This is a genomic window from Thalassolituus sp. UBA2590 (assembly GCF_002339775.1).
Lineage (GTDB): Bacteria > Pseudomonadota > Gammaproteobacteria > Pseudomonadales > Oceanobacteraceae > Thalassolituus.
The window spans coordinates 17,750-43,732 of sequence record NZ_DDKU01000134.1 but is presented as its reverse complement, the minus strand read 5'-3'; the positions used below and the strand labels follow the sequence as shown (position 1 = coordinate 43,732).

The window sequence follows — 25,983 nt, the reverse complement described above, 5'->3', positions numbered from 1 at the left end:
TTTCTGAACTTATCTCTTTTGCTTCAGGCAGTGATCTGCCACTAGCGCCGGTGGAGTCTGTCCGCTCTATGACAACGGAGGCATCGGTTATCTTCAACGCGGCGCATCCGGGTGGGATTCCTGACAGCGAGTGCGGTGAAGGCGATTATGAGTATAACGGTGTGCGTTATTACTCCTGGGCAGGGGCGAAACCAGCAACCAACCTTCTGGATCCGCTGGAACCGATCACCATAGCATTTTCTCAGTTCTTCCCGGACGGGGTCGCTAACGATGGTTTCGTGGACCCGTGCACGAGCAACCTGGGTATGGTCATTCGCAATGACTTTGCGATGACTCATCTGGATGAAGTCAATCAGATGCTCGGCATTCATGACCTGAATGAAACTGACCCATTGACGGTATTCCGTACACACGCCAACCGTTTGAAGAACGACGGACTGTAATATGAAAACCAGCATAGTCGTTGTCGTTCTGCTGTTGTCAGCGACCGTCGCTGGATTTTATTGGCTGCCGCAAGGTGATCTTGTGATCAGCCAGTCAGATCCATTGTCCTCGCAGCCAGATTACTATCGGGAGCCCATAGCGGCCACCCCGATGCATGCTCGCATTAATCAATCCGCAACGTTCAGAGGGGCATCACCCGATGGGCGGTTGCAGGTATTGAATGGTGCCCTGATGGTCAATCGCGATCTGAAACGTTGGATGGATTTTTATCTCAGCTCTGTGGGTGAATTCAGTATCGAAGAAATCACTGAATTTATGGAAGCAGAGATGCGCACCTTGCCAGCGCCTGCAGATCAGCAGGCGCTGGATCTTTTGAATAAGTATCTTGCGTATCTCGATGATATTTCCCGGTACGATGAAGTTAGCGGAAGGAAAATAAATGGTGCCGATCTGGCCGGCCTTACAGCGCGTATGGAATGGCTGGAAGATCTGCGGCGGGTGTACTTCGCTGACGCTACTATTGCCGCTTTTTTTGGTGATGATGAGGCTTTGGATCGCTACTCTCTGGAGAGAATGCGCCTTGCACAGAGCGGCGATACAGAAGCTATGCAGCAGCTGGAAAAAGAACTTCCGCTTCACCTTCGTGTTGCACGAGAGAAAGCCCGAGCCATTGAAACGTCTCAGAGCCTGCGGGATTCTATCGATGACCCTGAGGCACTCTGGCAAGCGCGAAAAGAACAGTTTGGCGAGGCAGCCGCCGACCGATTGGCGATTCTGGATGCAGAGCGACAGCAGTGGCAGGCCAGACTTACAGACTACCATGACTTCCTTGAACGCAACTCCGCTAAGCAGAACTTTGATGAGTTGGCTGAAGCCTACCGCGCAGAAAATTTCTCAGTGGTGGAGCAGAAGCGGATCGATGCAGCCTTACAGGCTAGGTCTGCACAAATACCGGAAAGCAGCGCTATTTCTCCTCTGCCTCACGAAGAAGAGCTTGCAGCGGATTGAACAGCGGTGCTGCGGTAATAAGAATATTGTCGCCGCAAAGCTGAGGGTTTACCTCTACAGATAATGGCTGAATATGGCCGAACGAAGCCCCAGCCTCACGGGCAATCAGTTGTGCAGCGGCAAAATCCCAGGGTTTTACCGATTCATAGTAGCCATCCAGACGTCCGCAGGCTACCCAGCATATATCCAGTGCAGCAGAACCCAGGCGGCGTATATCGGCGCAGTGTGCCAGAACCTGCTCCAGTCGTTTCATCAATAACGGCAAATTGTCGATCTCGTACGGGAAACCGGTCGCTATGATTGACCGTGCCAGGTCGGTTTTCTCTGAGCAGTGAATGGGCAGGTCATTGAGTCTTGCGCCTTTTCCTGCTTGCGCATGAAAGGTTTCATCCATAAAGGGGTTGTGCACGACACCCACCCGCGCCTTGCCTTTGTGATAGTAAGCAATTGAAACAGCGACCTGAGGGTGGCCGTGGGCGAAGTTGACGGTGCCGTCTATCGGGTCGACGATCCAAAGGTGTTCCTGTTGGCCGGCGTTAACCAGCTCATCAGGGTTTAATTCCTCAGACAGTATCTGGTGGTCAGGGTAGTTCCGACGAATGGTCGCTGTAATCAGTTCGTCCGCTGCGACGTCTGCCTGAGTGACAAGTTCACTGCCATTCTTATACGAAAGCGACAATGATTTTCTTTGGCCGGCAATCAGGTCGCCGGCCTCTTTAGCCATACGCAGCGCCAGGGTCAGAATGTTGGTTTCGTGCATAATTCAACAACCGCTGGAATTCAGTCTCTAAGAGTATGCGCTCCCGGAACATTGCTTTCCAGTAGGCTGGCCAGGGCTGTGACAGCGAGACAGTGTTACACTGTATCTTTTTATAGCCAGAGCAAACGGTATGACACGAGTACATCTCATCACTGGGTTTTTGGGCGTAGGTAAAACGACTGCCATTCTGGACCTTTTGCAGCAGTCACCTGAAAACGAGAAGTGGGCGGTGTTAGTCAATGAGTTTGGAGAAGTCGGAGTCGATGGCGCCATCCTCGAAGCCAGCGGCGCAGTAGTACGTGAAGTCCCGGGTGGTTGTCTGTGTTGCGTGTCGGGGCTGCCGTTTCAGATGGGGCTGAATATGTTGCTTGCCAAAGAGAAGCCCGATGTTCTGTTGATTGAGCCAACCGGCCTTGGGCACCCTCGCAAAGTGTTGACGACATTGCGCAGCGACGACTATCGCGAGCTGCTCACGGCAGGTGCTAATCTTTGCCTGATAGACCCTCGCCACCTGAAAGACCCGCGCTATACCGACAACGATACGTATAACGATCAGATCACCTTGGCGGATGTCCTGATTGCCAATAAAACCGATCTTTGCTCGCCTGATGATCTTGCCGCGTTCGATGCACTGGTGGCGTCGGCTAAGCCAGCCAAAGCAGCGAGTGCGCGCACGGTACAGGGGCAGGTCGATGTAGGCTTACTGGCGTTGCCAGCCAATCCTGATCGTCTGCAGCTGAAGGATCGTGGTCACCATCATCACCACAGCAAAGAGGCGAGTGCGCCGGTGGCTTTATCGCAGGGTGAAGAACTGCGTCGTTTGGAGAGTCATGGCGAAGGGCATTTTTCCTGTGGCTGGTTGATCACGGGTGAGTGGGTATTTTCTCTGGATGCTCTGCGTCACTGGTTTGACCAGCTGGAATCGGGTGAGAACAAAGTGGTGCGTGCCAAAGCGTTAATCCGGACCGAGCAGGGGCATTTTGTTCTCAACTGGCGGGATGGGGTACTGTCGGAGATGCCAACCCGGCCGCTGGAAGAAAGTCGTCTCGAATTAATTACCGAAACGGCACCCGTTGCCGATGTGCTGGAATCATCCCTGATGAAGTGCCGGAGTGAAGAATGAAATACTGCCCGCAATGCAAAGCCGATATCAATCTTCAGGTTATTGACGGTGAGGAGCGACGCGCTTGCTCGGTTCAGTGCGGCTTTGTTTTCTGGGATAACCCGACACCCGTGGTGGCGGTGGTTGTAGAAACACCGGACGGTGTCGTTCTGGCGCACAACAAACTCTGGCCTGCGGGTAAGTACAGTATTATCACGGGGTTTCTGGAACGTGGCGAGACACCGGAGGTCTGTGCGTTACGGGAAACCGAAGAAGAGTTGGGCCTGCGTGGTGAACGAGCGGAGTTTATTGGTTTCGAATTGTTTGATGGCAAAGGCTTTAATGGCCATGAATACAATCAGATTATCATCGGCTTTTATGTCTATGCCGAAGGGGTCATTACCCTGGATGAAAACGAATTGGATGAATACAAAATTATTCCCGTTGAGAAACTGAAAGGTTGGGGCTCGGCTACGGGTAAAATTGTTCAGCGCTGGCTCGATCGGAAAAATTCCTAAGCTATTACTGATTGCCGGGAAACCTTATAAAAAATACGTTTAATAAACGGTAATAAATACGCCGCAAAACCGTAAAAAAAGTGACCCGGCACTGACATCTGTTTCTGACTGAATACCCGCTGGTTTTTCTACCGGACGGTGATGTAATGAAACATTCTCTTCTCTGGCTGGCGATGTTCTCTGCGAGCGCCGCTCATGCCGATATTCTTATTAATGAAACCGATGCTGATAACCCCAGCACAGATACGGCCGAATTTATTGAGCTGTATGATGGCGGCATCGGTGCTCAGTCACTCAATGGACTGTCACTGGTTCTGTTTAATGGCAGCGATGATGCCAGCTATGAATCTATTTCGCTGAATGGCTTTCAAACCAATGCAGACGGCTACTTTGTTGTTTGCGGTGACGACACTAACGTCAGTAACTGTGATTTGGATCTGTCACCAGACAGTAACCTGATTCAGAACGGCGCGGATGCGGTTGCGCTTTTTTCCCGCCCGGCTTCAGATTTTCCGAAGGATACGCCGATTACGACTGACGGCCTGATCGACGCTGTCGTTTACGACACTAACGACAGTGATGACGACGCTCTGCTGGTATTACTGAATTCTGGTCAGCCTCAATTGAACGAGGCAATGAGCGGCAATAAAGATCAGCACTCACTGCAGCGTTGTTCTGGTGGTGCGCGGGAGACCGAAGGATTTGTCGCCGACCTGCCAACCCCGGGGGAGGCGAACAGCTGTGGCGGCAGCGAGCCTGAGCCAACGCTGGGTGCGTGCGGTGACGCCGCGACGCCGATCAGTGCGATACAGGGCCTGATTACAGATATCACCAATGATGCCAGCCCGCTAAATGGCCAGCAGGTGATTGTCGAAGCCATTGTTACAACAGACCTTCAGGGCGGCGCTCTGGCGAACGGCGATTATTCGTATCAGTACAGCGGCTTCTGGTTACAGCAGGCGGATAGCGAAGCTGACGCTGACCCGATGACATCCGAAGGTGTGTTCGTATACAACTACAGTGAAAACGTCTCTGTTGGTGATCGTGTACGTCTGCAGGCAACCGTCGGTGAGTACAATAATGTCACTCAGTTGAGCAATATCTCTGACATCGCAGTCTGCTCAAGTGGTAATGCGCTTCCAACTGCTGTTGAAGTGACTCTGCCGGTTGCTGATCTGGCAGAATTTGAAGCGGTCGAAGGTATGCTGGTTGAAAGCGACCAGTCGCTGTTGATCAGTGACCTGTTCGGTACCGGTTATGGCTTCGGAAATTACGGACAGTTTGCTGTGTCATCCCGTCTGCATTTTCAGGGCACTGAGATAGCGTTACCCGGCTCGCCAGAAGCGCTTGCCGCAGAGCCCAATCGTGTACTGGATACTCTGCTGGTTGATGACGGTGTGTCGGCGTCGTATCCGGAATATATTCCTTTCCCGGATGCCTCTGGTTTCTCTGCGGATAACCCGGTACGTATCGGTTATTCCGTTCCTGCATTCCAGGGTGTGATGAACGCGTTCCGCGATAATTACACGGTTATTCCTTCGGCCGTCACCATTGATCCGACACACCTACGCACACTGGCGCCGCAGGTGTCTGAGCAGGCGAATCTGGTTGTTGTCGGCATGAATGTGCTCAACTTCTTTAATGGTGATGGCATGGGTGGCGGCTTCCCGACCTCTCGTGGCGCACCGACTCAGGACGCACTCGATATGCAGACGGCAAAAATCGTTGCCGCTCTGGATGCCATGGATGCCGATGTTATTGGTCTGATGGAGCTGGAAAACGACGGCTGGGGTCCTGAAAGCGCCATCGTTGAGCTCACAGAAGCACTGAACGCCGTTCAGGCGCCGGGCGATGAATATTCGGTTATTAATCCGGACGCTGCGGCTTCAGGGTTAGGTACAGATGCTATTGCCGTCGGTCTGATTTATCGCGCTGATCGCGTATCGCCTACCGGTGCGGCTCGTGTCCTTGATTCCAGCAATTCACCGCTGGATGAAAGTAACACTCCACTGTTTGACGACACCAAAAACCGTCCTGCGCTTATTCAGACCTTTAATGTTGATGGTCAGGAAATTACCTTTGCCGTTAACCACCTGAAGTCCAAGGGCTCAGCATGTAACGAGCCTAACGAAGGTGCCGATGGTCAGGGTAATTGCAACATCAACCGTACTCGTGCAGCTCAGGCGCTGGTCGAGTTTCTTGCTGACGATGAACAGGTCATGATTCTGGGTGATCTGAATGCCTACAGCCAGGAAGACCCGATGCAGGCTTTCTACAGTGCTGGTTTTACCAATCTTAAGTACACGGAAGCAGCCACCGAAGAACAGCCATACAGCTATACCTTTTCGGGCCTGTTAGGTTCTCTGGATCATGCACTGGCGACGAGCGATCTGCTGGCTCAGGTGGTGAGTGTCGATGCCTGGCACATCAACTCGGTGGAAGACTCGCTGGTGGATTATCTGACCGAAGCCAATGGTCAGCCGTATTCATCTGTTGATAACTACGCCGCGCCAGATGCTTACCGTTCATCTGATCATGATCCGATTGTCGTTGGTCTGATGATCGAAGCGCCCAATGTTGCACCAGAACAGATAGCCGATATTCCTGCGATTGAGATTACCCGTCGCAATGAAAACATCGAGTTGGACCTCAGTACTTATGTGAGCGATGCTGACGGTGACCTTCTGTCTTATGAGGCCTTAACGCTTCCAGAAGGCATGACACTGAGTGCGATGGGGGTTCTCTCTGGTGTGGCGGATCGTGATCTGCTGAATCAGCTACCTGCGACTGCAACTATTGAAGTCAGTGATGGGGCAGAGAGTGTTCAGCTGGTGGTCGACATCCGGGATGAGCGCCCGGCGACGAATTTTTTCAGCAGGATAATTGAGTTATTCCGCTCAATCTTTTCCTGGCTGTTTGGACGTTAACTTCTGAGCATGTCATGCGCCAGTCGTAGGCAGATCAGAAATTAACTTGTGCCTGTGCTGACTCCAGCAGCACAGGCAGAGCGCCCCGGCTGGCGAAGCTACTCAACAATGCTTCCCAGTCGGGACTTAATAATTCGTTACGATAACCCTGAATAAAGACATTTCGTTCTTTCAGACTGATGCCTTTGAACGCCGTTGTGGTATTCAGCCAGTCTTCCTCAATACCAATAATGTCTTCCGCCGAAATCAGCAGATAAATATCTTTGTATGGGCAGATATTCTGCGCGCTGGTGACTTCTGACGAATAACAGTCAAAGCAGACATCAGGCAGAGACTCTGCGAGTTTTTCGGTAATGTCTGCTGGGCAACCAGCGGTGCATATCAAAGCTGCGCAAGACATCGGAACGCTGGCCGTGGTTGCAGGGTTTTCGACGGTCGGACGTAAAGGAATTCGCTTGAGCATAGCAGCTACACCAGGTGGTGGCTGATGAACTGCATCTCGCGGACAAGATTGCGTAAACAGCGCTCACCACCTGGGCGAGCCTTGTACATATGGCGTAGGGCGAAGAACACCTGATACAGAGCATCGAAGCAGAGGGTGCGGGAGGCTTCCTCGCACTCTGGGTCGAGGCTGATTGAACGTAGGGTCGTGTAGATTCTGCGCAGCCAGCTTTCCTGCAAGCGTGTTAAGCCTGAGGTTCCAGCCTTGATGGCAAGGTCAAGACCTGTGTCCAGATAATGATCCAACAATTCACTATTCAGCGAACGGTAATTGGTGATGCTCAGTTCAAGCACTGTAAATTGATCGTGCCGGGACAAACCAGGGGTAGTATCACAGGGCTTTGGGTCGTCTGGGACTGGTTGCATGGATCGCATTAGCTCTTCCTCCATCGGATAAGAATAAGTTAATGCGAATTATTATCAGTTGCAATATTTGGCTTATTGCAAATATCTATCAGAATTGGATTTTAGATAGTGAAAGCTGCTTCGATAAAAAAGCCACATTCGATAGAAAAAGCAAAATTACCAGTTGAAAGGCTTCTCGCCCCGGGCGTTCAGTTTCACCCAGCCTTCTTTTCCGGAGTCGCTTTCTGATTCTTCCCAGCCACTGTCGCTACAGCGGACTTCGGTCTTTAAGGCTTGCCAGGCAGCTCGTGCTGCTTCCAGGTCGGTATTCCACGGCGTATCGTTCTGTTTGAACCAGAGGCTGGAGAAGTTCTTTTCAGCGTTGGCGTTCATATAGATGTCCATACCGCCTGAACGCCAGTGTTGATGAGCGCCGGTGTCCTTTATTGTGTTGATCTCTCCCAGCACGGAACGTAGCCACTCGGTAACTTTGGCTGGGTCGCCTTTCATCAGGTAAATCTCAAGGTCCGGGAAGCGTTCAGTCATTGCGGGTATCCGAAAACAGTCGAAGTAGGGTGAGCATTATATAGGCGCATAGAGAAATAAGGGCACCGCTTGCTGCGGTCGTCAGACCGATCAGCGTCACGACTTCCTGAGCCAGAGACGGCGATATTCGGTTATCGGCGAAAAGCATGGCGCCTGCGCCGGCAAAAAACAGTGTGGCGCCAATTGAGAAACGGGTCAGATATCGCCGCTCTTTACCCTGTTTTGCAATGATCCACTCTTTCAATGCCATGTTTGAGGCTGTCGGGCATGGGCCCGGTTCCGTTAATGATGTCAGGCTATCAGTGTAGGAGGGTTCCGGGGTTGAAGAAAGAGCTGGGGGATGACGTACGCAGCTACCGCCAACGGACAGACAGTTGCCCCAGCAGCTGCGTGGGTCAGGCCACCCTCATAGCCCTTATCTATAGTAGGGCCCGTAGTTAACGCTGGGGATGTGGCAGAGTGTCGCAGTCCGGGATTGAATCCACTGGCCTGATCACATATAATCGCCGCCCTTCGTTTTTCTGTGCCCTGTGATGGCACGGAAATCCGGACTCCTTGCCTTACCGGATGGGCCGGAAGGCTATAAACCCATAAGGAGCTGAAAATGCGTCATTATGAAATCGTTTTCCTGGTTCACCCGGACCAGAGCGAACAAGTACCTGCGATGGTTGAGCGTTACACCAACACCATCGAATCTACTGGCGGTAAGATCGACCGTTACGAAGACTGGGGCCGTCGTCACCTGGCATACCCAATCAACGATGTGCACAAAGCGCACTACATCCTGATGAACGTTGAATGTACTCAGGAAGCGCTGGATGAACTGACTACTAACTTCCGTTACAACGACGCTGTTCTGCGTAACATGGTTATCCGTCGTGACGAAGCTGTGACTGAAATGTCTCCAATCAAAGCGGCAGAAAGCCGTGAAGACCGTCGTCGCGCTGAGCGCAACGAAGCTTCTGAAGCGAAAACCGAACAGTCTGAAGAAAAGGCTGAACAAGAAGAATCTTCAGCTGAAGACAACGCTGAGTAATAGGAGATCAGATCATGGCTCGTTTTTTCCGTCGTCGTAAGTTCTGCCGTTTCACCGCTGAAGGTGTGACCGAGATTGATTACAAAGATCTGGACACTCTGAAAGGCTACGTTACCGAAACTGGCAAAATCGTACCAAGCCGTATCACCGGTACCCGTGCAAAGTATCAGCGTCAGCTTTCTACAGCAATCAAGCGTGCTCGCTACATTGCTCTGCTGCCATACACTGATCAGCACGACAAATAAGAGATACGGTTAACACTGTATCATTACTAATTTTCGTAGCCCGGCATCCGTGAATGAATGTCGGGAGACAAAAAGACACGGTGGCTTATTAATTCATAAGTAAGTCACCCTGTAATGAGGAATCATCATGCAAATCATTCTGCTGGAAAAAATCGCAAACCTGGGTTCACTGGGTGATCAGGTAACTGTTCGTCCGGGTTACGCTCGTAACTTCCTGTTCCCACAGGGCAAAGCGGTTCCTGCGACTAAAGCAAACGTTGAACAGTTCGAAGCACGTCGTGCAGAACTGGAAGCTCAGGCTGCTGATAAGCTGTCTGCCGCTCAGGCCCGCGCTGAGCAGATCAACGAAATTGAACTGTCTGCCGCAGTTAAAGCAGGCGACGAAGGCAAGCTCTTCGGCTCACTGGGTAACCGTGACGTCGCAGACCTGGCTTCTGCCGCTGGTGTTGAGCTGGCTAAATCTGAAGTACTGCTGCCAGAAGGCCCAGTGCGTCAGGTAGGTGAGTACGACATCACCATCCGTCTGCACCCAGAAGTTGAAGCAGTACTGAAACTGCACGTAGTTGCTGAATAAGTAATTACCGCGCGGTGGCCGCAATGATGGCTCATTGCGGTAGATTAAGGCACTATTGGTTCCCACTGATAGTGCCTTTATTTTTTGCATTGAAGATATGAACGAAGAATTCGGACAGGATACAGAAAGCGTCGGCAGTAGCCGTATGCCACCCCATTCAGTTGAAGCAGAGCAATCAGTGCTGGGCTCCCTGATGCTGGATGAGCGCGCCTGGGAGACTGTCTCAGAAACCCTGCTGGATACCGATTACTACCGTCACGATCACCGGATCATCTTCCGGGCTATTCAGCATCTCGTCGCTCAGGAACAGCCGATTGACGTTGTGACAGTTGCGGAAGAGCTTGAAGAGCGCGGACAGCTTGAGAAAGCAGGCGGGGCCTCTTATCTGAGTCGGCTCGTTGATATGACCCCTTCAATCGACAACTGTGCAGCCTATGCAACCATTGTCGCGGAACGCTCACAGCAGCGTAGCCTGATCGAAGCCGCTAGTGACATCATCGAGAAGGCCTATGAGCCGGGCGGTGCAGACGCTCTCACGCTGGTATCCGATGCAGAAAAATCCATCGCCCAGATTGCCGAAGGCAACCGCAAGGATGGTGGCCCGGAGTTGGTTGCCCCTATCCTCAAAAATACGCTTGAGCAGCTTGATCAGATGTTTAATCAGCCTGAAGGGCTGACGGGTCTGACAACGGGTTTTACTGAGATTGATAACAGGACTTCGGGCTTCCAGAAAGCCGACCTGGTGATTGTGGCGGCACGTCCATCCATGGGTAAAACCACCTACGCCATGAATCTGGTAGAGAATGCGCTTCTGGCGACCAAGCGACCGTGTCTGGTGTTCAGTCTTGAGATGCCGTCAGAATCTATCGTGATGCGTATGTTGTCTTCGATCGGGAAAATCGACCAGACCCGAATCCGTTCGGGTAAGTTAATTGATGAAGATTGGCCGAAGCTGTCAGCTGCGGTCAATATGCTGAAAGACCTGCCGCTGTACATTGATGACACCGCTGCGCTCACACCGCAGGAAATGCGTGCCCGTGCACGTAAAGTGTACCGCGAGAACAATAATGATCTGGCCATGATCATGGTCGACTACCTTCAGTTGATGCGGGTATCAGGCCCTTCTGAGGGGCGGACGCAGGAGATTTCTGAAATCTCGCGAACCCTTAAGATCATCGCCAAAGAATTTAACTGCCCAATGATTGCCCTGTCACAGCTTAACCGGTCACTGGAGCAGCGTCCGAATAAGCGGCCAGTGAACTCTGACTTGCGTGAATCCGGTGCGATCGAGCAGGATGCGGATATTATTCAGTTTATTTATCGTGATGAGGTCTATAACGAAGACTCTCCCGATAAAGGCATTGCCGAAATTATTACCGGTAAACACCGTAATGGTCCGATTGGTATCGACCGTCTGGCATTTATTGGTAAATACACCCGATTCGAAAACCTTGCTCATGGCTATGACGGTGATGACGAATATTGATTCGTCATCAGCCCGATTTTAATCAGTAGGTAGTTCCCATGAAATTTACTCCCGAGCTGGAGATCCCGGGCGGTTGCATCAAACCGCTGCACTACGACGATATCGACGGTTTATTCGAACTGTACAAACATCCTGAAATACCCGGCCAGCGCCCTCTTGAAGACAAAGAGCAGCTGAATCGTATGATTGATTACAGTGTTCAGATGGCTGCCACTCAGCGTGGGATGATGTGGGCTATCGAAACGGACGGGCAGATCAAAGGCATGGTCAGTGGATTTGACTGGCAGCCGTCAAATCTGCGAATTGTGATGCGCGTTGATGGCTTACCCGCTTTAACGGTAGAAGAGCGAGCGGGGGCATTGAAAGCAGCGATCGGATTCCTGAGCAAAAAATACCACGTCCGTAATTTTGCTTATCAGTGGATTGAAGGTCAGTCTGACGATATTAAAGTCGCGCTCTCAGAATGTGGTTTTACTTTGGCTGCGCGCTTGCGCGACGGCTGGCGCACTGGGAATACCGAGTTCTCAGATGTAGAGCAATATCATTGGGTGTCCAGTGACGATAAGCCCGTACCGAGAAAACTGGGTGACGATGACGAACTGGGCCAGAACCTCAATGCAAATAAAAGAGGGGAGTCCTGATGAGTTGGAACTTCGAAACAGAACACTTTTTTATTCGCCTGCCGGTTTCTGATGAGGACGGAGCAGCACTGTTTAAGCTGCTGAGTAAAAACTCGACAGTAGCTCATATTCCGCGTTTGCCTATGACTGTTGAAGCTCAGGCGCTGGATGAATTACGTAGAATCGCAATGCGATTCGAGACGCGTGAAGCGGCCTTCTGGTTGATCGAACGTAAGTCAGACGGAGACGTTATTGCACGTATCGGCATTCAGTACATCAACTGGATGATGCTGAACGCTCAGATGCAATGGGAGCTGTCGGACCGGTGTGGTCTTGAAGAATTGCAGGAAGTGCTTCCTGTTATTGTAAATTACCTATCACAGGACCTGCATTTACATCGCCTGGAAATGCGTTTGAGAGCGGGTAGTGACGGTCAGAGCAAGCTACTGACTGCGTTGGGCTTTTCATGCGAAGGCACGCTGCCTTCTCAGCAGGAGTTTGAAGGCGAAGATATTGATCTGGATGTTTACTCCTTACTTACAGGAGAGCTGAAGGCGTAATTTCACGCTCGCTGACAGAATAAAAAAGGCCGCAGATGCGGCCTTTTTTATGATGCAAGAGTAAAGCTCGGTCTTCAGGAGTCGTTCTCGTGAGAGATACTCAACGACACGCTGCCATCGAATTCCTCGGACAAGTGAAAATGGATAGGCCGGCAGCAGACCTGGCAATCCTGAATATAGTTTTCTTCTTCCACATCGCTCGGATCAATAAAGACGGTTTGATATTCGCCACAATACGGACAGTGAATACCTTGCTCTTCAAGAAACATGTCAGAGGTCTGCCATAAGGTTTTTCAAGCGGTCTTTTTGCTCATCACGGGAAAGCGGCGTTGTGGTTTCTTGTGGGAGAGCACGAGGAAGATCAATTTCCAGATCTTCGCCATTTTGTATGCGGTTTAATAAGAGGTCGTAATTTCTTTTAAAAACCGGGAAGACTTTTTCTTCGGGTTCGTTGGCAATAAAAAACCAGTCAGTTGCGCGCCCGGCGAAATAGACCGCGGGGTGGCTCCAGTTAAACTCTTTCTTCGGCGATGGTGCCCGGCAGGCTTCGACGTAAGCTGCGTGAGCGGCGGGAAGGCCCAGTACTTCAGCAACGTCACAGCGTGCCAGTACTTCGTGAACGTTAGGTAGCCAGCCATTTTCTTTTACCGCTTTTTCAGCGGCACGCATGATGACTTCACCACTGTAGTCCCCGAGCAGGCGCAACCACAGTCGTTTCGCCATATTCATGGTGTCGAGGTCGGGAAACGCCTTCAGAAACTGGTTGTGATAGTTAAATCTGAAGAGCTCAAAAATCTGGTTAATGGCAGACAGCTGGTCGTCGCTTGGCGCGCTATTTTGCCCAGCTGGTGTCACTGAGTCGGCTGACGCTTGCTTCAGCTGTTGAGTAACCCGGTTGAGTACCTGCTTGCTGTCCATTGTTGGCTCCTGTTGGATTGCCAGAGGATTGAGCGTGTCGTTTCGCCCATTGCTGCTTCACGTATTGTAAGAAGCGGCTATTCCAACTGTTGTGTACCTGATTCGAATCCCGCCAGTATAAAACAAACTCGGCGACCAGTGCGCTGGCGAATTCGCGTGGAATATGGCCCATGCCCAGAATGTCGTAACAGTCTTCGGCGGGCTGCCAGTTGCTCTCGATGCGGGTAGGCATAGGTGAGTGTTCAACGGCGGCGGTGTAACGCGCCCACTGTTGGCGGACATGCTGAATAAATTTGCTGTTCCAGGTTTTGAATACGTCGCCGCGCTCCTGCCAATAGAGAACAAATTCGGGCACTGCATCTTCAATAAACTGCGGATCGATACCCGCGCGCTGCAGGATCTGCAATGCATCGCTGCTGGGTTGCCAGTCTCCGGTAATGGGCTGGGCTTCTTCCTGAGTTGGCTGAAAGCCTGTCCGTTCCTGCTGTCGCCGGAAACGGCCAGCGTCGTTCTGCGCATAGACCCACTGATTTTTTATAAAACGGAAGAAGCGTGTGTTCCAGTCATTACGGTTTGAGCCCTGTTCCTGCCCCTGCAGTATGAAGGCATCAAGCTGTGAAAACGAAAACGCGCGAGGAATGCCATGTTGCTCAAGTCGCTGAACGGCTTCCTCAGAGGGTTGCCATTGCTCAGGCATAGGCGCAGGACGGGTCGGTTGTGGCTTACTCTGCGGCTGCGCAGCTACTCGTTGAACCGTCACTGACTGAGCAGGGGATGTATTGCGCTCGGGTGCGATCTGAGGCGTAGGGGCATTACCAAAGCTGAATACGATGCCCGCAGCCTGAGTAAAAGCCGGGCCGTGCAACTGCAACAATCCTTTGGCTGTCAGGGAATCCAGTACCCGCACTATGGTGCTGTCGTCCCAGAACGGCACCTGGCGCCGGAGAGTATCGCTGTTCAGACGTGCCTGAGGCTGGGTTTGCAGGCGTGCGGCGTCATTAAGAACCGACAGCAGTATTGCTTCTTCGAGCCCGATCGTTGCCGCGAGTGTCGCAGAGAGACTGATGGCATGATCGCTGATTAGCGGATGAACGGGCATGAACGACTTCCGGGGTGTAAGTAAGGCTGACATAATGACATAAGCGCTCCGGTGTTCGCACCGGCGCGAACCCAACATTGTACTGATTTTCAGGAATCTTCATACGCCTATGACCCGTCCGACACGTGCCCTGCTGAAATGGTCGAATCTGCGTCACAATTATCGAAAAGCACGCGAAGCTACCTCTCATGAGGCGTACGCCGTGATCAAGTCCGACGGCTATGGCCATGGCATGGTGGCCTGTGCCAATGCACTCAGTGGTGAAGCCGATGGGTTTGCCGTTGCCTGTGTTGATGAAGCGGTAAAACTGCGCAATGCAGGTATCCGTCAGCCTATTCTTGTCTTAGAAGGCGCCTACGATGCTGAGGAATGGGAGCAGGCATCAGAGCACCATATTCAGCTTGCGGTTCATCACCCTCAACAACTGAAAGATCGTGCAGAAGCTCAACTTTCTGATGATGTGGCGGTCTGGCTCAAGGTCAGTAGTGGGATGAACCGACTCGGCGTAAAGCTGGAAGATGCCCCTGAAATGATTGCTCGCATCCGCAATGATCGCGGTCTGATCCTCCGGCATGTCATGAGCCACTTTGCTACCTCGGATGAGGCGGATACCTCTTTCTACGAAGAGCAGAAGCAGCGGATGATCAGTCATGCCTGGCCGGTTCCTCTCAGTCTAAGTAACAGTGCCTCTGTCATCCGTGGTGGCGTTGCGGAAGAAAAGGTTATGCGTCCCGGTATCATGCTGTACGGAAGCTCCCCTTGCGAAGACATCAGTGCAGGCGAGGCAGGTCTGAAACCTGTAATGACGCTGCAGTCGGCTTTGATCAGTGTGCACACCGTAAAGGCGGGAGACACTGTTGGCTATGGCTGCACGTGGACGGCGCCTCGTGACAGCCGTATTGGTGTGGTCGCCATCGGCTACGGTGATGGCTACCCGCGTCATGCCCCCAGCGGAACGCCCGTTAATGTCGCTGGCCAGCGTTGCGAATTGGTTGGGCGAGTATCCATGGATATGCTGACCGTCGATATTACGGATGTTCCAGAAGCGACCATCGGTTCTCCAGTTGAGCTCTGGGGGGAGCTGGTGGATGTGGATGAGGTAGCAAGATTGGCAGGGACGATCAGCTACGAGCTTTATTGTCGACTGACGCAGAGAGTGCCTCGTATTAATTTGCAGTAACCATCTGGCAAAAGCCATCTTGCAGTAGCCATCCGGGATTCGTTTCTGCCGGTAATCAGATCTCTGGAACAGACTGGTGCGCGTCTCGGGCTGGCCAATTGCGGCCAGACGGGGACAAATCCTGCCCGACTTTGCATAATGCTGTCCTGATTATTTTTCCCGGTAAGAGAGCGCATCATGCCCTGGCAACCCATCAGCAAAGCTGACCACCGCTGTTTTGGCTGCGGTACAGAAAATCCACACGGCCTGAATATGAATTTCGAGACTGATGGCGAGAAGGTCAGAACGGTTGTGACGATTCCGGAGCACCTTCGTGGTTGGGCGAAGCTTGCCCATGGTGGAGTTACCTCAACCATTCTGGATGAGGTGATGGGTTGGGCCAGTATGTATTTCACTAATAAGTACCCACTGACCAGAGACCTGAACGTCACGTTCCAGAAGCCTGTTTACGTCGACCAGACGGTAACGGCAACGGGCTGGATCAAGGAGCAGAAAAATCGTCGGAAGTTTCTCCTCGTCGGCGAGCTGCATGACGAAAGCGGAGAGTTACTGGCTTCTTCATCGTCCGAATTCGCTATGTTCGATAAAGATCAGTTCCTTAAGTTAGGGCTGGTCGGCGAAGAGGATCTGGACGCAATGACCTGTACATTCTCCTCATCACACGATTACGGACACAGTTATTCAAATGACTGAGGCGGCGCAGATACCAGAGGTAAGCAAGGTGGAATCGGCCCTTATCGTGGAAGGGGGAGCCATGCGCGGGATATACAGCGCAGGTGTCCTCGATGAGTTTATCCGTGCAGATTATTATCCCTTTGATTGGTATTTCGGTGTATCGGCGGGCGCGTCGAATACAGCGGCCTATATCGGAAAAAAATATGGGCGCAATTATAAAGTCATCACCGACTACTGCCGGCGGCCCGAGTTTAAAAGCCTTCGGCGCTTTCTACGTGGCGGCCACCTGATCGATATTGAGTGGTTGTGGGATATTACCGAGCGCGAGCTTGATATTGGTCTCGACGAAATCGATAAGCACAAAGGCCGCTTTCTTGCCGTTGTTACTGATGCCGAAACAGGAGAGGCTGACTACATTGCTCCTGAGCGTCACGAACTGTTTCAGGCAATTAAGTGTTCTGCCGCTATGCCTCTGGCGTTCAGAGACTCCATCAGGTTTCGTGGACGTACCTGGTTGGATGGCGGTGTCGCCGACTCCCTCCCCGTAAAAGAAGCGTATCGTCGCGGTGCACGTAAAATTATGGTGATACGTTCTAATCCGGCTTCTTACCGTAAGCAGGCTTACCGTTTCCGGCACCTCTTTCCTTATATCTTACGGCAGTACCCGGCGGTAGCGCGTCGTTTGCAGCGGCGTCATATTGAATACAACGAAGCGCTCGACTTTATTCGCAACCCACCTGACGACTGCCAGGTCATCGAGTTGTGTCCACCAGAAGCGTTCTCTGCCGGACAATTTACTACAGATATGCAGATTCTGGACGAAGCCTATGCCATGGGCAAAGCCGACGGAGTTAACATTCTGAGTCAGAATCTGATCTGACTCAGGATAAAAGCGACTCTCTACTGACGCCCGAATTGTTCAACGGTATAGTCACTCTGAACACATCCTGGATGACTTTCCTCTTTTAAAAACAGGCTTAGAAATATGTCACGCAAAACGCTCATGACCATTCATCTTTACCTCGCTGCTTTCTTTGCACCGATCATGCTGTTATTTGCAGTCTCTGGTGGCCTCTACCTGACGGGCGTCAAGGGGAGTGTAGAAAAGGGTGAGAGTATATTTTTACCCTCAGTGAGCATTGATGCAGATGCGGAGAAAGAGTCACAGGTCCAGAGTATTCTGGAACAGGCAGGGCTGGACGCTGATTTTGAATACGTTAAAGATCGCGGGCGCCTGCTTCAGACACGGCCTACTAGTCGCGACTACTACGAGCTCGAACCGACGCCGCAGGGCATGAAGATCACGCCGGTATCGCCAGACCTTGTTGCTTCATTGATGGAACTACACAAAGGTCATGGACCGGGCCTGTTTCGTATTCTTGAGCAAGTGACCGCGCTTGGTCTGATCCTGATTCTGATTTCGGGCCTGATTATTGGTCTGAAGTCTCCTCTGTTGAAGAAACCAACCATCGGTCTGACGGCAGCAGGTATTCTGGTGTTTGTGGTTCTGGCAGCGGTTCTCTGAACTCGTGAAAAAGTGGTAAATGGTAGGCTGGCTATAAACGGGTATAGTCAGTCATAAAACGCACTCAGGAAGAGAAACAGCATATGGATCGTGTTACAGGTGTGTATATTCTTACGAAGCGGCTGATCATTATGACAGCCGTTTCGATCTGCATTTTTACCGCGTTGTTCTCCGCAACCTTCTTACACGAAGGCCGCTTGATGGTCAGTTGGGCTGTGTTTGTTTGCGGTATTCTGGGTGGGTTTGTCAGTATTCAGCAGCGAGTAAAAACAGTCACGGATCAGGAGCTGCGGTTGCTTACCCGTTCCTGGTTCCAGATTCTGCTGATACCTATCTTTGGTGGCCTTTTTGCCCTCGTGCTCTACAGCCTCTTCTTGTCAGGGATAGTTTCAGGGCATATGTTTCCCTGGTTCTACATCCCTGAACCGGATGGACATCCCGACAATGCATACATCGTCTCTTTTTTGACCGAGACCTATCCAGCGACAGGCCAGGATATGGCCAAGCTCTTGTTCTGGTCGTTTGTTGCAGGGTTCTCGGAGCGTTTTGTCCCTCAGATTATTAATCGTGTGACGGATCAGGTTGAGGAAGACGAGCTTCAGAAAGGCAAATCAGGTTCGGACAAGCGTGACGCTACAGCAGAAGGAAAGGAGGCAGCAGAAGATAAGACTAAATGATCTTCCGCTGCCTCAGAATCAGATGATTTGTGGGGCAAGACTCGATGTATGTGCCTGAAGTCCTTTCTCAATCTCAGCGTAAGACTTTTTACACCAGACGCGCGTCCGCTGACGTTCCATTAACGACAGCGTGCCCTCTGCGCGTTCGGTAAGATTCCCGGCAGCCCAGAAATTCAGCGACAGTTTGTCGATTTTACGCATGGTTCCATCGTGTAGCTCATTGATGACAATGGATGCTTTTGGGGTAATCCCTGCATCAGCGATTGTCTTCTCAAGGCTACTGAAATCGCCACCACGGCCATAGTTGTGAACCATGACACATGGGAGTTCATCCTGATAGCGATCGAGAAAAGCAGCAGCCAGTCGCGCTGAATCCATGCCATCGTCGACGACGTACCAGAAATAGCACTTCACGCCGGTTTCTTCACATAAGGCGCTGACGTCGTTGTCATCCATCCAGCGCTTAAGGAAACGTTCACTCTGAGCCGGGAGGTCAACGACAACATTGACGTCGTTCTCCAGGGCGGTTTCAACAATACGGTCCGCGCTCTCGAACTTATCCAGATTTACTGGTTGGGTGAACTCAGGATAAAAGCGGGTCAGGGTGTCGTGGGACTGATCCGCGTCGAACCCTGCGTAGTGCATGTTGTTATCAAGAAAGTACTGCGACAGCAGGCGGGAGAATACGGATTTACCGACACCGCCTTTTTCGCCACCAATAAAGTGGATTGTGCTCATAGTGTGTCCCTGCGATGCCTGCATGGGCAGCAGGCAAAAATGTTTGAAGGTCGACTACGCTAGCACAATCCGGATGTCGGAATTATTTCAATTGTCGTCTTTGACGACGATCACTTGAGTGACTCTCGACCATGCGCCCGGTTAAAGTCGAGCGTAGGGCCGACGGGCACGATGCGCGTTGGGTTGATCATGTCGTGGCTGTAATAGTAATGACGCTTGATGTGGGAGAAGTCGACGGTGTCGGCAACGCCCGGATGCTGATACAGGTCGCGCACGTAGCCACTGATCGCCGGGTAATCTTCGATGCGGCGCAGGTTGCATTTGAAGTGACCGAAGTACACGGCGTCGAACCGGATCAGGGTTGTGAACAGACGCCAGTCAGCCTCTGTCAGTACACTTTTGTCCCCATCTCTGACCAGATAACGCTGCTGCGTCAGTCGTTCCTCTAGCCAGTCCAGTGAGTCAAATAATTCGCTGAAGGCAGCTTCATACTTCTCTGCTTTCGTAGCGAAGCCGGCTTTGTACACGCCATTATTGATCGTGTGGTAAACCCGCTCATTCACTTCATCGATCTGAGGTTTCAGATGCTCAGGGCAGAAATCCTGCTGATCGCCGGTAATATTGTTAAAGGCGCTGTTCAGCATACGGATGATCTCAGCAGATTCGTTGCTGACGATACATTCCTGCTGTTTATCCCAGAGCACAGGGACAGTTACCCGGCCCGTGTAATCCGATTTATTGCGGGTATAAATCTGATGCATAAAGTCGCTGTGATAAAGCGGATCGCCAGAGCTGCCTGCCTCGGTATCAAAGGTCCAGCCGTGGTCCAGCATATCGGGAGATACGACAGACACACCAATATGGCCAGCAAGTCCTTTCAGCTGACGAAATATAAGGGTGCGATGTGCCCAGGGGCAGGCGAGAGAGACATACAGGTGATAGCGGCCCGACTCGGCCTTGAAACCAGCATTACCGGAAGGGCCAGCACTGCCGTCTGCCGTTACCCAGCTTCGTAGTTGCGCGTCTTCGCGTTCGAACGCACCGTCTGACTTATCGGTGTCGTACCATTTGTCGTGCCACTCACCTTTTACCAGCAGTCCCATCTGAGCCTCTCTTGGTCATCATCTTCTGTTCAGGTTAGCAGCGGGCAGCATGGGTAAAAACCGGGATTCTGGAACAATGGGTTGCAAGCGGTAAGGGAACCAAGCCACATGGCCTGTTGATCAGGTGCCGCAGAAGGTCCTGAACACCTGCTCTGCTGGCAAGGGGGGCGTTTCATACGCGGCGTATTCGGCATGTTGCTCGTAGGGCGACTTCAGAGCGCCGAGTAAAGCTTCAAACGGAGCGTAGTCCCCTTCTTCCGCCGCCGAGATCACCGCCTGCACCTGATGATTGCGGGGGATGATGGCAGGGTTATTCTGTTTCATCCGCTCTTCAGCCGCTTTCAGCTCTTCGCGTTCGCTCAGTCGTGCCTGCCATTTGCTGATCCAGTCTGACAGGCGCTGCCTGAGGTCATCCGCTGAGCGGGCATCAGGTGAATCAAATAGGGTAAACAGAGCGCTGGTATCATGATTCGAGTCTGTACAGTCACTCAGTCGTCGGAAAAACAACGTGAAGTCGAGACGGCTTTCATCAAGAAGGTCGAGCAGAGACTCGAAGCTCTCCCGGTCGCCAGTCTCGACTGAGCTGAGGCCAAGCTTCTTCGCCATGCCGGATTCCCAGGCACTTTGGTGCATCTGGACATAGTCATTGAGAATCTGAGTAGCGTCATCAATCGCCTGTTTCTCCACTGCTTCGCTGTCGGTGTCATTCATAAACAAAGGGAGCATGGCTTCAGCCAGACGGGTCAGATTCCACTGTCCAATGGCAGGTTGGTTAATGTATGCGTAGCGACCCTGTTGATCAATTGAGCTGAAAACTTTTTTACGATTAAACGCATCAATAAACGCGCAGGGGCCGTAATCAATTGTCTCGCCACTGACGGTCATATTGTCGGTGTTCATCACGCCATGAATAAATCCAAGGTTCATCCATGATGCAATTAATTCTACCTGTTTCTTAACGATATTTTTAAACAGTGATAAATAAATATTCTCGCTTTCAGGGCTGCTTTTAAGCTCGGGGAAATGCCGGTCAATCACATGATCTGCCAGCGCTTTCAGGGCGACATGATCTCTGCGTATCGCAAAATACTGAAACGTCCCGACTCGGATATGACTGGATGCCACACGGGTAAATACTGCACCGGGTTCGCGCTGCTGGCGAATCACATGCTCGCCTGAGCTGACCACCGCGAGTGCCCGAGTGGTCGCAATACCTAAGGCATGCATGGCCTCGCACAGAATGTACTCGCGCAGCGCGGGCCCGAGCGGGCTGCGACCGTCTCCACCGCGCGAAAAGGGAGTGCGCCCAGATCCTTTGAGTTGGATATCTTTCAGTTTCGCGTCGCTGTCGTAAAGGTCACCCAGCAGGATTGCGCGGCCATCCCCGAGTTGTGGATTCAGGTTGCCAAACTGATGCCCGGAATACGCCATCGCCAGTGGGTCGGCATTGTGTGGCACCAGATTGCCGGAAAATACCTGAGCGAGTTCTTCATCACCGGCATCGCTGAATTCGATATTTAATTCGGTCGCTAAGGGCGCATTGAAACGAATCAGCGTCGGAGTTTTCACCGGTGTGGGCATAACGCGTTCGAAACACTGCTCAGGGAGTTGCGCGTAGATGTTTTCGAACGGGAAGACGACAGGCATAGCGATGCAACCAATAATAACTGAGTATATTGATAGGGTATTATTGATTGTGGCGTATGTATACCAGAGCAGGCCCGAGATAAAAAAAGAGCACCCGCGAACGGGTGCTTAAAAAAAGGGCCTTAATGATGCCGGGTCTCCCAACAAACCGACATCAGCCCAGGAGGAGAAATGCAGCGCATTTCATACCAGAGGAGAGGTAAAGCTTTTTTCCTTAAAAGAAACCGACTTTAGAAGAAACCCAGAGGGCTGGTAGCGTAGCTGACCAGCAGGTTCTTAGTCTGCTGATAGTGCTCCAGCGCTACTTTGTGCGTCTCGCGACCGATACCGGATTTCTTATAACCACCGAAGGCAGCGTGTGCCGGATAAGCGTGGTAGCAGTTGGTCCATACCCGGCCAGCCTGAATGCCACGGCCCATGCGATAGGCGCGGTTCATGTCGCGGGTCCAGACGCCAGCACCGAGACCAAACTCAGTATCGTTGGCGATTTGCAGGGCTTCGGCCTCGTCTTTGAAGGTAGTCACACTGATGACTGGGCCAAAGATTTCTTCCTGGAAAACACGCATTTTGTTGTGACCTTTGAACACGGTCGGCTGAATGTAGAAGCCAGTTTTAAGGTCACCTTCCAGTGTTGCTGCAGCACCACCAGTCAGGACTTCTGCACCTTCCTGTTTACCGATTTCGATGTACTTCATAATGCGGTCGTACTGTTCTTTCGATACCTGAGCACCGACCTGAACGTCCGTATCCAGTGGATTACCGCGCTTGATGGTCTGAGCACGCTCAACGACCTTGGCGATAAATTCGTCGTAAATACTTTCCTGAATCAGAGCGCGGGATGGGCAGGTACAGACTTCGCCCTGGTTAAAGAAGGCGAGCACGGTGCCTTCGACGGCTTTGCTCAGGTAGTCGTCTTCCATCTGCATCACGTCTTCGAAATAGACGTTCGGCGACTTGCCACCCAGCTCAACGGTGCTTGGGATCAGAGTTTCTGCTGCGCAGCGCAGGATGTGCTGGCCAACCGGAGTCGAGCCGGTAAAGGCGAGCTTAGCGATACGGTCGCTGGTGGCCAGTGCCTGACCGGCTTCTTCACCGACACCATTAACAATATTGAGAACACCCGGTGGCAGCAGGTCACCGACCAGTTCCATTAGCACAAGAATGGACGCCGGGGTTTGTTCAGCAGGCTTCAGAACTACGCAGTTTCCGGCAGCCAGCGCTGGGCCCAGTTTCCACGCGGCCATCAATAGCGGGAAGTTCCACGGAATAATCTGGCCAACGACGCCCAGAGGTTCATGAACGTGGTACGACACAGTGGTCTCGTCCAGTTCAGCCATACTGCCTTCCTGTGAACGCAGGCAGCCGGCGAAGTAACGGAAGTGGTCGATGGCCAGAGGAATATCTGCTGCCAGAGTTTCGCGCACGGCTTTACCGTTATCCCAGGTCTCGGCAACGGCCAGCATTTCGAGGTTTGCTTCCATTCTGTCTGCAATTTTGAGAAGAATGTTTGAGCGCTCCTGCACTGAGGTTTTGCCCCATGCAGCCGCTGCAGCGTGTGCGGCATCGAGTGCTTTATTGATATCGTCGGCGTCAGAGCGGGCAACGCGGCAGAACACTTCGCCGTTTACCGGGCTGACATTGTCCATATAGTTGCCATTAACCGGAGCAACGAACTCACCGTTGATGTAGTTACCGTACTGTTCTTTATAGGATACGACAGCGCCCGGCTGTCCTGGGTTTGCATAGATCATGGTGTTATCTCCGTTGTTATTCTTACCGGTCCTTTCAGATCTTCGACTAAAGTATTAGTCGGCCCAATCTGCCGGCGTTTTCTGTTGTGTGACTCCAGAGTATGTGGTCTATTGGGGTGATGACTTGCACGACAGTCCGCAAGAATGTTCTCTGAGTCCCGCTGGTGTCAGGATGTGTAACTGGCCCGCAATTACACACGAGAGCGGATTGGCAGACAGAGGCTTTTTCTTAGAACGACTCTATGTAACGACGACGGCGCATTTCTTATGACTACAGAACATCGACCGGGCAGTATGGCTGCACTCGCAGGTGCTCATCGCCAGAAAGTCGTCCCCAGCGAATTAATAGAAAACCGTACGGTATATGCCAGCCAGTTAGCCGAGTTATCTGTGTATGACACTTATGAACAGGCCGATCGTATCCGTCTGGATGCTGGTGAGTTGTTGTACTGCGGCATGATGACCGGCCGGAAAGTCATGCATGGTATGGATGGTTTTTCGACGGAATTTCTTCCTCACGAGTCCTTCGTTGTTGCGCCCGGTGAATATGTTGAAATCGACTTTCCCGAAGCCACGTTAGATACCCCCACCACCTGTATGACGCTGGAAATACCGCGCGAGACTCTGCTGAAAGTCTGCGATCAGCTGAATACTGTCAGCGAGCGACCGAAAGATCTGGGTGAGTGGGAAGTCGAGACACGTCAGTGGCATCTCGCTCACACCGATGCTACTCAGCAGCTACTAGAGCGTATCGTCGCCAGCCACGTACAGAAAGAAGACGATTGTGACCTGGTATTGAACTTCGGAGTAAATGAGCTGGTAGCGCGGATGCTACGTCAGCAGGGGCGGGATTTCTTACTGCGTTGTGTGCAACAGAACCCGACCCAGTCGGGCCTGACGAATGCCGTGGCTTATATTGAAGAGAATCTTGCACAGTCGGTGGATATTGATCAGCTTGCGCGTGTTGCCTGTATGTCGCGCACTAAGCTTTTTCAGCAGTTTAAAAATAGCCTTGGGTGCAGCCCAGCCCAATACCAGCAGCAGCGTCGCTTAGAACACGCCTGCAAACTTATCCGTAGCGGAAAAAGTATTACCAGTACCTGTTATGAACTCGGGTTTTCTAATCCAAGTCATTTTTCTCGTCGCTTCCATCAGCAGTACGGCATGACGCCGAGAGAATTTGCGTCGCGTTGATTTCTGTTTTTCAGGTTTTATTAATTTCCTTTTTTGTTTTTTCTATTTATTTCTTTTTATATTTGTTTCTTTTTTCTGAAAATAATGACGCGTTTTTTATCACGAAAAATACTGTCTAATCCGAAATTTTCTTCGATAAACAGAGTCGTTTTTTTATGCATGAAAATCACGTGGGTCGGATCACGGTTGTAATGCCAGTGCATGAATTTTTCGGCATTGCTCCAGCGACTTGTCATTAAAGCCAGAAGGCCTCCCGGCTTTAACATTGATACTAATTTCTTAAGCTCATTTTCCGGGTGGTGGAAGTGCTCAAAGCATTCAGTAGCCGTGATGACATCGTAGGGCGGAGATACGCCCTCCGGAAAGAAAAACGGGTCATAGTTATCACAGTGGATGCCGTTCTGCTCAAGCAACACAGAAAGGGTGGGGCCCGGACCACAACCATAGTCCAGCGCTATTGTCTTTTCTTTCTGCTCGATGAGATCTAATAACGGCGCCAGCAGAATATTCAGAAACCCGACATAGCCTTCGTCATCTATGCTGTTCTCGTGGGTTGCATAGTATGCTTTCTCTTCATCTGCACTCAGGTAGTCATTGGGATGCATATACGCCAGATAACACTGCCCGCAGGCGAGATAACGACGCGGCATGGCGCTGTCGAGAACCGAAATCTGCTCTGTTTCGTGGCACAAAGGGCAGGGGGGATAAGTCATGTCGGGTATTCCGGTGTGTGCATTTTGCCTACGGCGACCAATTCCGCGACAATAGAGTGCATAGTATCCAGCTTCTGAGAAGCCCGGCAAT

General features: G+C 51.7%; 29 protein-coding genes and 1 pseudogene. 17 read left to right on the top strand and 13 right to left on the bottom strand.

Translation table 11 applies throughout. From position 1 onward, the window contains the following. Together B2067_RS11835 and B2067_RS11830 are read left to right on the top strand one after the other, a co-directional pair. Window positions 1-443 (top strand): annotated as a pseudogene (locus B2067_RS11835) (lipase); the annotation flags it as partial. Between the two features lies 1 nt (window position 444). Next, the gene (locus B2067_RS11830; RefSeq protein ID WP_301388587.1) at window positions 445-1,452 is read left to right on the top strand and encodes a lipase secretion chaperone; all 1,008 of its coding nucleotides are present in this window, start codon (window positions 445-447) and stop codon (window positions 1,450-1,452) included. On the opposite strand, the gene B2067_RS11825 is transcribed toward B2067_RS11830, so the two are convergent. Then, window positions 1,409-2,212 (bottom strand): inositol monophosphatase family protein, encoded by an 804-nt coding sequence (locus B2067_RS11825; protein ID WP_068443740.1) that lies wholly within the window; start codon window positions 2,210-2,212, stop codon window positions 1,409-1,411. The two genes, B2067_RS11830 and B2067_RS11825, sit on opposite strands and share 44 nt — an antisense overlap. 130 nt (window positions 2,213-2,342) lie before the next feature. Between B2067_RS11825 and B2067_RS11820 the strand changes: the two genes are divergently transcribed. From B2067_RS11820 to B2067_RS11810, 3 genes are all read left to right on the top strand, one after another. Further along, window positions 2,343-3,335 (top strand): CobW family GTP-binding protein, encoded by a 993-nt coding sequence (locus tag B2067_RS11820; protein ID WP_301388586.1) that lies wholly within the window; start codon window positions 2,343-2,345, stop codon window positions 3,333-3,335. After that, window positions 3,332-3,832: an NUDIX domain-containing protein gene (locus B2067_RS11815; protein ID WP_301388585.1), complete on the top strand. Its 501-nt coding sequence runs from the start codon at window positions 3,332-3,334 to the stop codon at window positions 3,830-3,832. The genes B2067_RS11820 and B2067_RS11815 overlap by 4 nt, the downstream gene beginning before the upstream one ends. Window positions 3,833-3,978: 146 nt before the next feature. Beyond that, window positions 3,979-6,759, top strand: coding sequence for an ExeM/NucH family extracellular endonuclease (locus tag B2067_RS11810; RefSeq protein WP_301388584.1), 2,781 nt, complete (start codon window positions 3,979-3,981; stop codon window positions 6,757-6,759). Between the two features lie 34 nt (window positions 6,760-6,793). On the opposite strand, the gene B2067_RS11805 is transcribed toward B2067_RS11810, so the two are convergent. The 4 genes from B2067_RS11805 to B2067_RS11790 all read right to left on the bottom strand — a co-directional run bounded on the left by B2067_RS11805 (window position 6,794) and on the right by B2067_RS11790 (window position 8,401). Continuing rightward, window positions 6,794-7,222 carry a hypothetical protein gene (locus B2067_RS11805; protein ID WP_301377947.1) on the bottom strand — a complete coding sequence of 143 codons (429 nt, stop codon included), beginning with the start codon at window positions 7,220-7,222 and terminating at the stop codon, window positions 6,794-6,796. Window positions 7,223-7,227: 5 nt separating this feature from the next. Continuing rightward, a complete protein-coding gene (locus B2067_RS11800) occupies window positions 7,228-7,626 on the bottom strand; it encodes a hypothetical protein (RefSeq protein ID WP_301377946.1) in 399 nt (132 codons plus the stop codon). Between the two features lie 156 nt (window positions 7,627-7,782). Next, complete coding sequence (locus tag B2067_RS11795) at window positions 7,783-8,151, bottom strand: hypothetical protein (RefSeq protein ID WP_301388583.1); 369 nt, start codon at window positions 8,149-8,151, stop codon at window positions 7,783-7,785. Continuing rightward, window positions 8,144-8,401 (bottom strand): hypothetical protein, encoded by a 258-nt coding sequence (locus B2067_RS11790; protein ID WP_068435652.1) that lies wholly within the window; start codon window positions 8,399-8,401, stop codon window positions 8,144-8,146. The genes B2067_RS11795 and B2067_RS11790 overlap by 8 nt, the downstream gene beginning before the upstream one ends. A gap of 354 nt (window positions 8,402-8,755) precedes the next feature. Between B2067_RS11790 and rpsF the strand changes: the two genes are divergently transcribed. The 6 genes from rpsF to B2067_RS11760 all read left to right on the top strand — a co-directional run bounded on the left by rpsF (window position 8,756) and on the right by B2067_RS11760 (window position 12,672). Beyond that, window positions 8,756-9,187 carry a 30S ribosomal protein S6 gene (gene rpsF, locus B2067_RS11785; RefSeq protein ID WP_068435653.1) on the top strand — a complete coding sequence of 144 codons (432 nt, stop codon included), beginning with the start codon at window positions 8,756-8,758 and terminating at the stop codon, window positions 9,185-9,187. A gap of 14 nt (window positions 9,188-9,201) precedes the next feature. Then, window positions 9,202-9,432 (top strand): 30S ribosomal protein S18, encoded by a 231-nt coding sequence (rpsR, locus tag B2067_RS11780; protein ID WP_068438192.1) that lies wholly within the window; start codon window positions 9,202-9,204, stop codon window positions 9,430-9,432. Between the two features lie 127 nt (window positions 9,433-9,559). After that, the gene (gene rplI / locus B2067_RS11775) at window positions 9,560-10,006 is read left to right on the top strand and encodes a 50S ribosomal protein L9 (protein ID WP_068436695.1); all 447 of its coding nucleotides are present in this window, start codon (window positions 9,560-9,562) and stop codon (window positions 10,004-10,006) included. Window positions 10,007-10,103: 97 nt separating this feature from the next. After that, window positions 10,104-11,492, top strand: a complete 1,389-nt coding sequence (gene dnaB / locus B2067_RS11770) for a replicative DNA helicase (RefSeq protein ID WP_068438189.1) — start codon at window positions 10,104-10,106, stop codon at window positions 11,490-11,492. 38 nt (window positions 11,493-11,530) lie between these two features. Then, entirely contained in the window at window positions 11,531-12,133 is a 603-nt protein-coding gene (locus B2067_RS11765; RefSeq protein WP_301388582.1) for a hypothetical protein, read from the top strand. Then, window positions 12,133-12,672: a GNAT family N-acetyltransferase gene (locus B2067_RS11760; RefSeq protein ID WP_068434933.1), complete on the top strand. Its 540-nt coding sequence runs from the start codon at window positions 12,133-12,135 to the stop codon at window positions 12,670-12,672. Before B2067_RS11765 ends, B2067_RS11760 begins: the two co-directional genes overlap by 1 nt. 74 nt (window positions 12,673-12,746) lie before the next feature. Here B2067_RS11760 and B2067_RS11755 read toward each other — a convergent pair whose 3' ends face one another. From B2067_RS11755 to B2067_RS11745, 3 genes are read right to left on the bottom strand one after another with little or no spacing between them, the layout of a single operon-like run. After that, window positions 12,747-12,941, bottom strand: a complete 195-nt coding sequence (locus B2067_RS11755; RefSeq protein WP_301377945.1) for a CPXCG motif-containing cysteine-rich protein — start codon at window positions 12,939-12,941, stop codon at window positions 12,747-12,749. A 1-nt stretch (window position 12,942) separates the two neighbouring features. Continuing rightward, on the bottom strand, window positions 12,943-13,590 hold the full coding sequence (locus B2067_RS11750) for a replication protein P (RefSeq protein ID WP_301377944.1): 648 nt from the start codon (window positions 13,588-13,590) through the stop codon (window positions 12,943-12,945). Further along, entirely contained in the window at window positions 13,505-14,689 is a 1,185-nt protein-coding gene (locus B2067_RS11745; protein WP_068438181.1) for a DnaT-like ssDNA-binding domain-containing protein, read from the bottom strand. Before B2067_RS11745 ends, B2067_RS11750 begins: the two co-directional genes overlap by 86 nt. 109 nt (window positions 14,690-14,798) lie before the next feature. Here B2067_RS11745 and alr point away from each other — a divergent pair, with 109 nt between their 5' ends. From alr to B2067_RS11720, 5 genes are all read left to right on the top strand, one after another. Further along, a complete protein-coding gene (alr, locus tag B2067_RS11740) occupies window positions 14,799-15,869 on the top strand; it encodes an alanine racemase (RefSeq protein WP_068438179.1) in 1,071 nt (356 codons plus the stop codon). Between the two features lie 177 nt (window positions 15,870-16,046). After that, window positions 16,047-16,562: a PaaI family thioesterase gene (locus tag B2067_RS11735; protein ID WP_068438176.1), complete on the top strand. Its 516-nt coding sequence runs from the start codon at window positions 16,047-16,049 to the stop codon at window positions 16,560-16,562. Window positions 16,563-16,590: 28 nt separating this feature from the next. After that, window positions 16,591-17,424, top strand: coding sequence for a patatin-like phospholipase family protein (locus B2067_RS11730; RefSeq protein WP_301388581.1), 834 nt, complete (start codon window positions 16,591-16,593; stop codon window positions 17,422-17,424). 105 nt (window positions 17,425-17,529) lie between these two features. Further along, a complete protein-coding gene (locus B2067_RS11725) occupies window positions 17,530-18,069 on the top strand; it encodes a hypothetical protein (protein ID WP_301388580.1) in 540 nt (179 codons plus the stop codon). An 83-nt stretch (window positions 18,070-18,152) separates the two neighbouring features. After that, window positions 18,153-18,746, top strand: coding sequence for a hypothetical protein (locus B2067_RS11720; protein ID WP_301388578.1), 594 nt, complete (start codon window positions 18,153-18,155; stop codon window positions 18,744-18,746). Between the two features lie 18 nt (window positions 18,747-18,764). Here B2067_RS11720 and B2067_RS11715 read toward each other — a convergent pair whose 3' ends face one another. The 4 genes from B2067_RS11715 to B2067_RS11700 all read right to left on the bottom strand — a co-directional run bounded on the left by B2067_RS11715 (window position 18,765) and on the right by B2067_RS11700 (window position 23,985). Then, entirely contained in the window at window positions 18,765-19,484 is a 720-nt protein-coding gene (locus B2067_RS11715) for a mobilization protein MobD (RefSeq protein WP_301388577.1), read from the bottom strand. A gap of 110 nt (window positions 19,485-19,594) precedes the next feature. Beyond that, entirely contained in the window at window positions 19,595-20,587 is a 993-nt protein-coding gene (locus tag B2067_RS11710) for a glutathione S-transferase family protein (protein WP_301388576.1), read from the bottom strand. A 120-nt stretch (window positions 20,588-20,707) separates the two neighbouring features. Next, a complete protein-coding gene (locus B2067_RS11705; RefSeq protein WP_301388575.1) occupies window positions 20,708-22,234 on the bottom strand; it encodes a protein adenylyltransferase SelO in 1,527 nt (508 codons plus the stop codon). Window positions 22,235-22,464: 230 nt separating this feature from the next. Continuing rightward, a complete protein-coding gene (locus B2067_RS11700; RefSeq protein WP_301388574.1) occupies window positions 22,465-23,985 on the bottom strand; it encodes an aldehyde dehydrogenase family protein in 1,521 nt (506 codons plus the stop codon). A gap of 267 nt (window positions 23,986-24,252) precedes the next feature. On the opposite strand from B2067_RS11700, the gene B2067_RS11695 reads away from it, so the two are divergent. Beyond that, window positions 24,253-25,179: an AraC family transcriptional regulator gene (locus tag B2067_RS11695; RefSeq protein WP_301179754.1), complete on the top strand. Its 927-nt coding sequence runs from the start codon at window positions 24,253-24,255 to the stop codon at window positions 25,177-25,179. 56 nt (window positions 25,180-25,235) lie between these two features. Here B2067_RS11695 and B2067_RS11690 read toward each other — a convergent pair whose 3' ends face one another. Continuing rightward, a complete protein-coding gene (locus tag B2067_RS11690; RefSeq protein WP_301377938.1) occupies window positions 25,236-25,892 on the bottom strand; it encodes a class I SAM-dependent methyltransferase in 657 nt (218 codons plus the stop codon). Window positions 25,893-25,983: the final 91 nt, after the last annotated feature.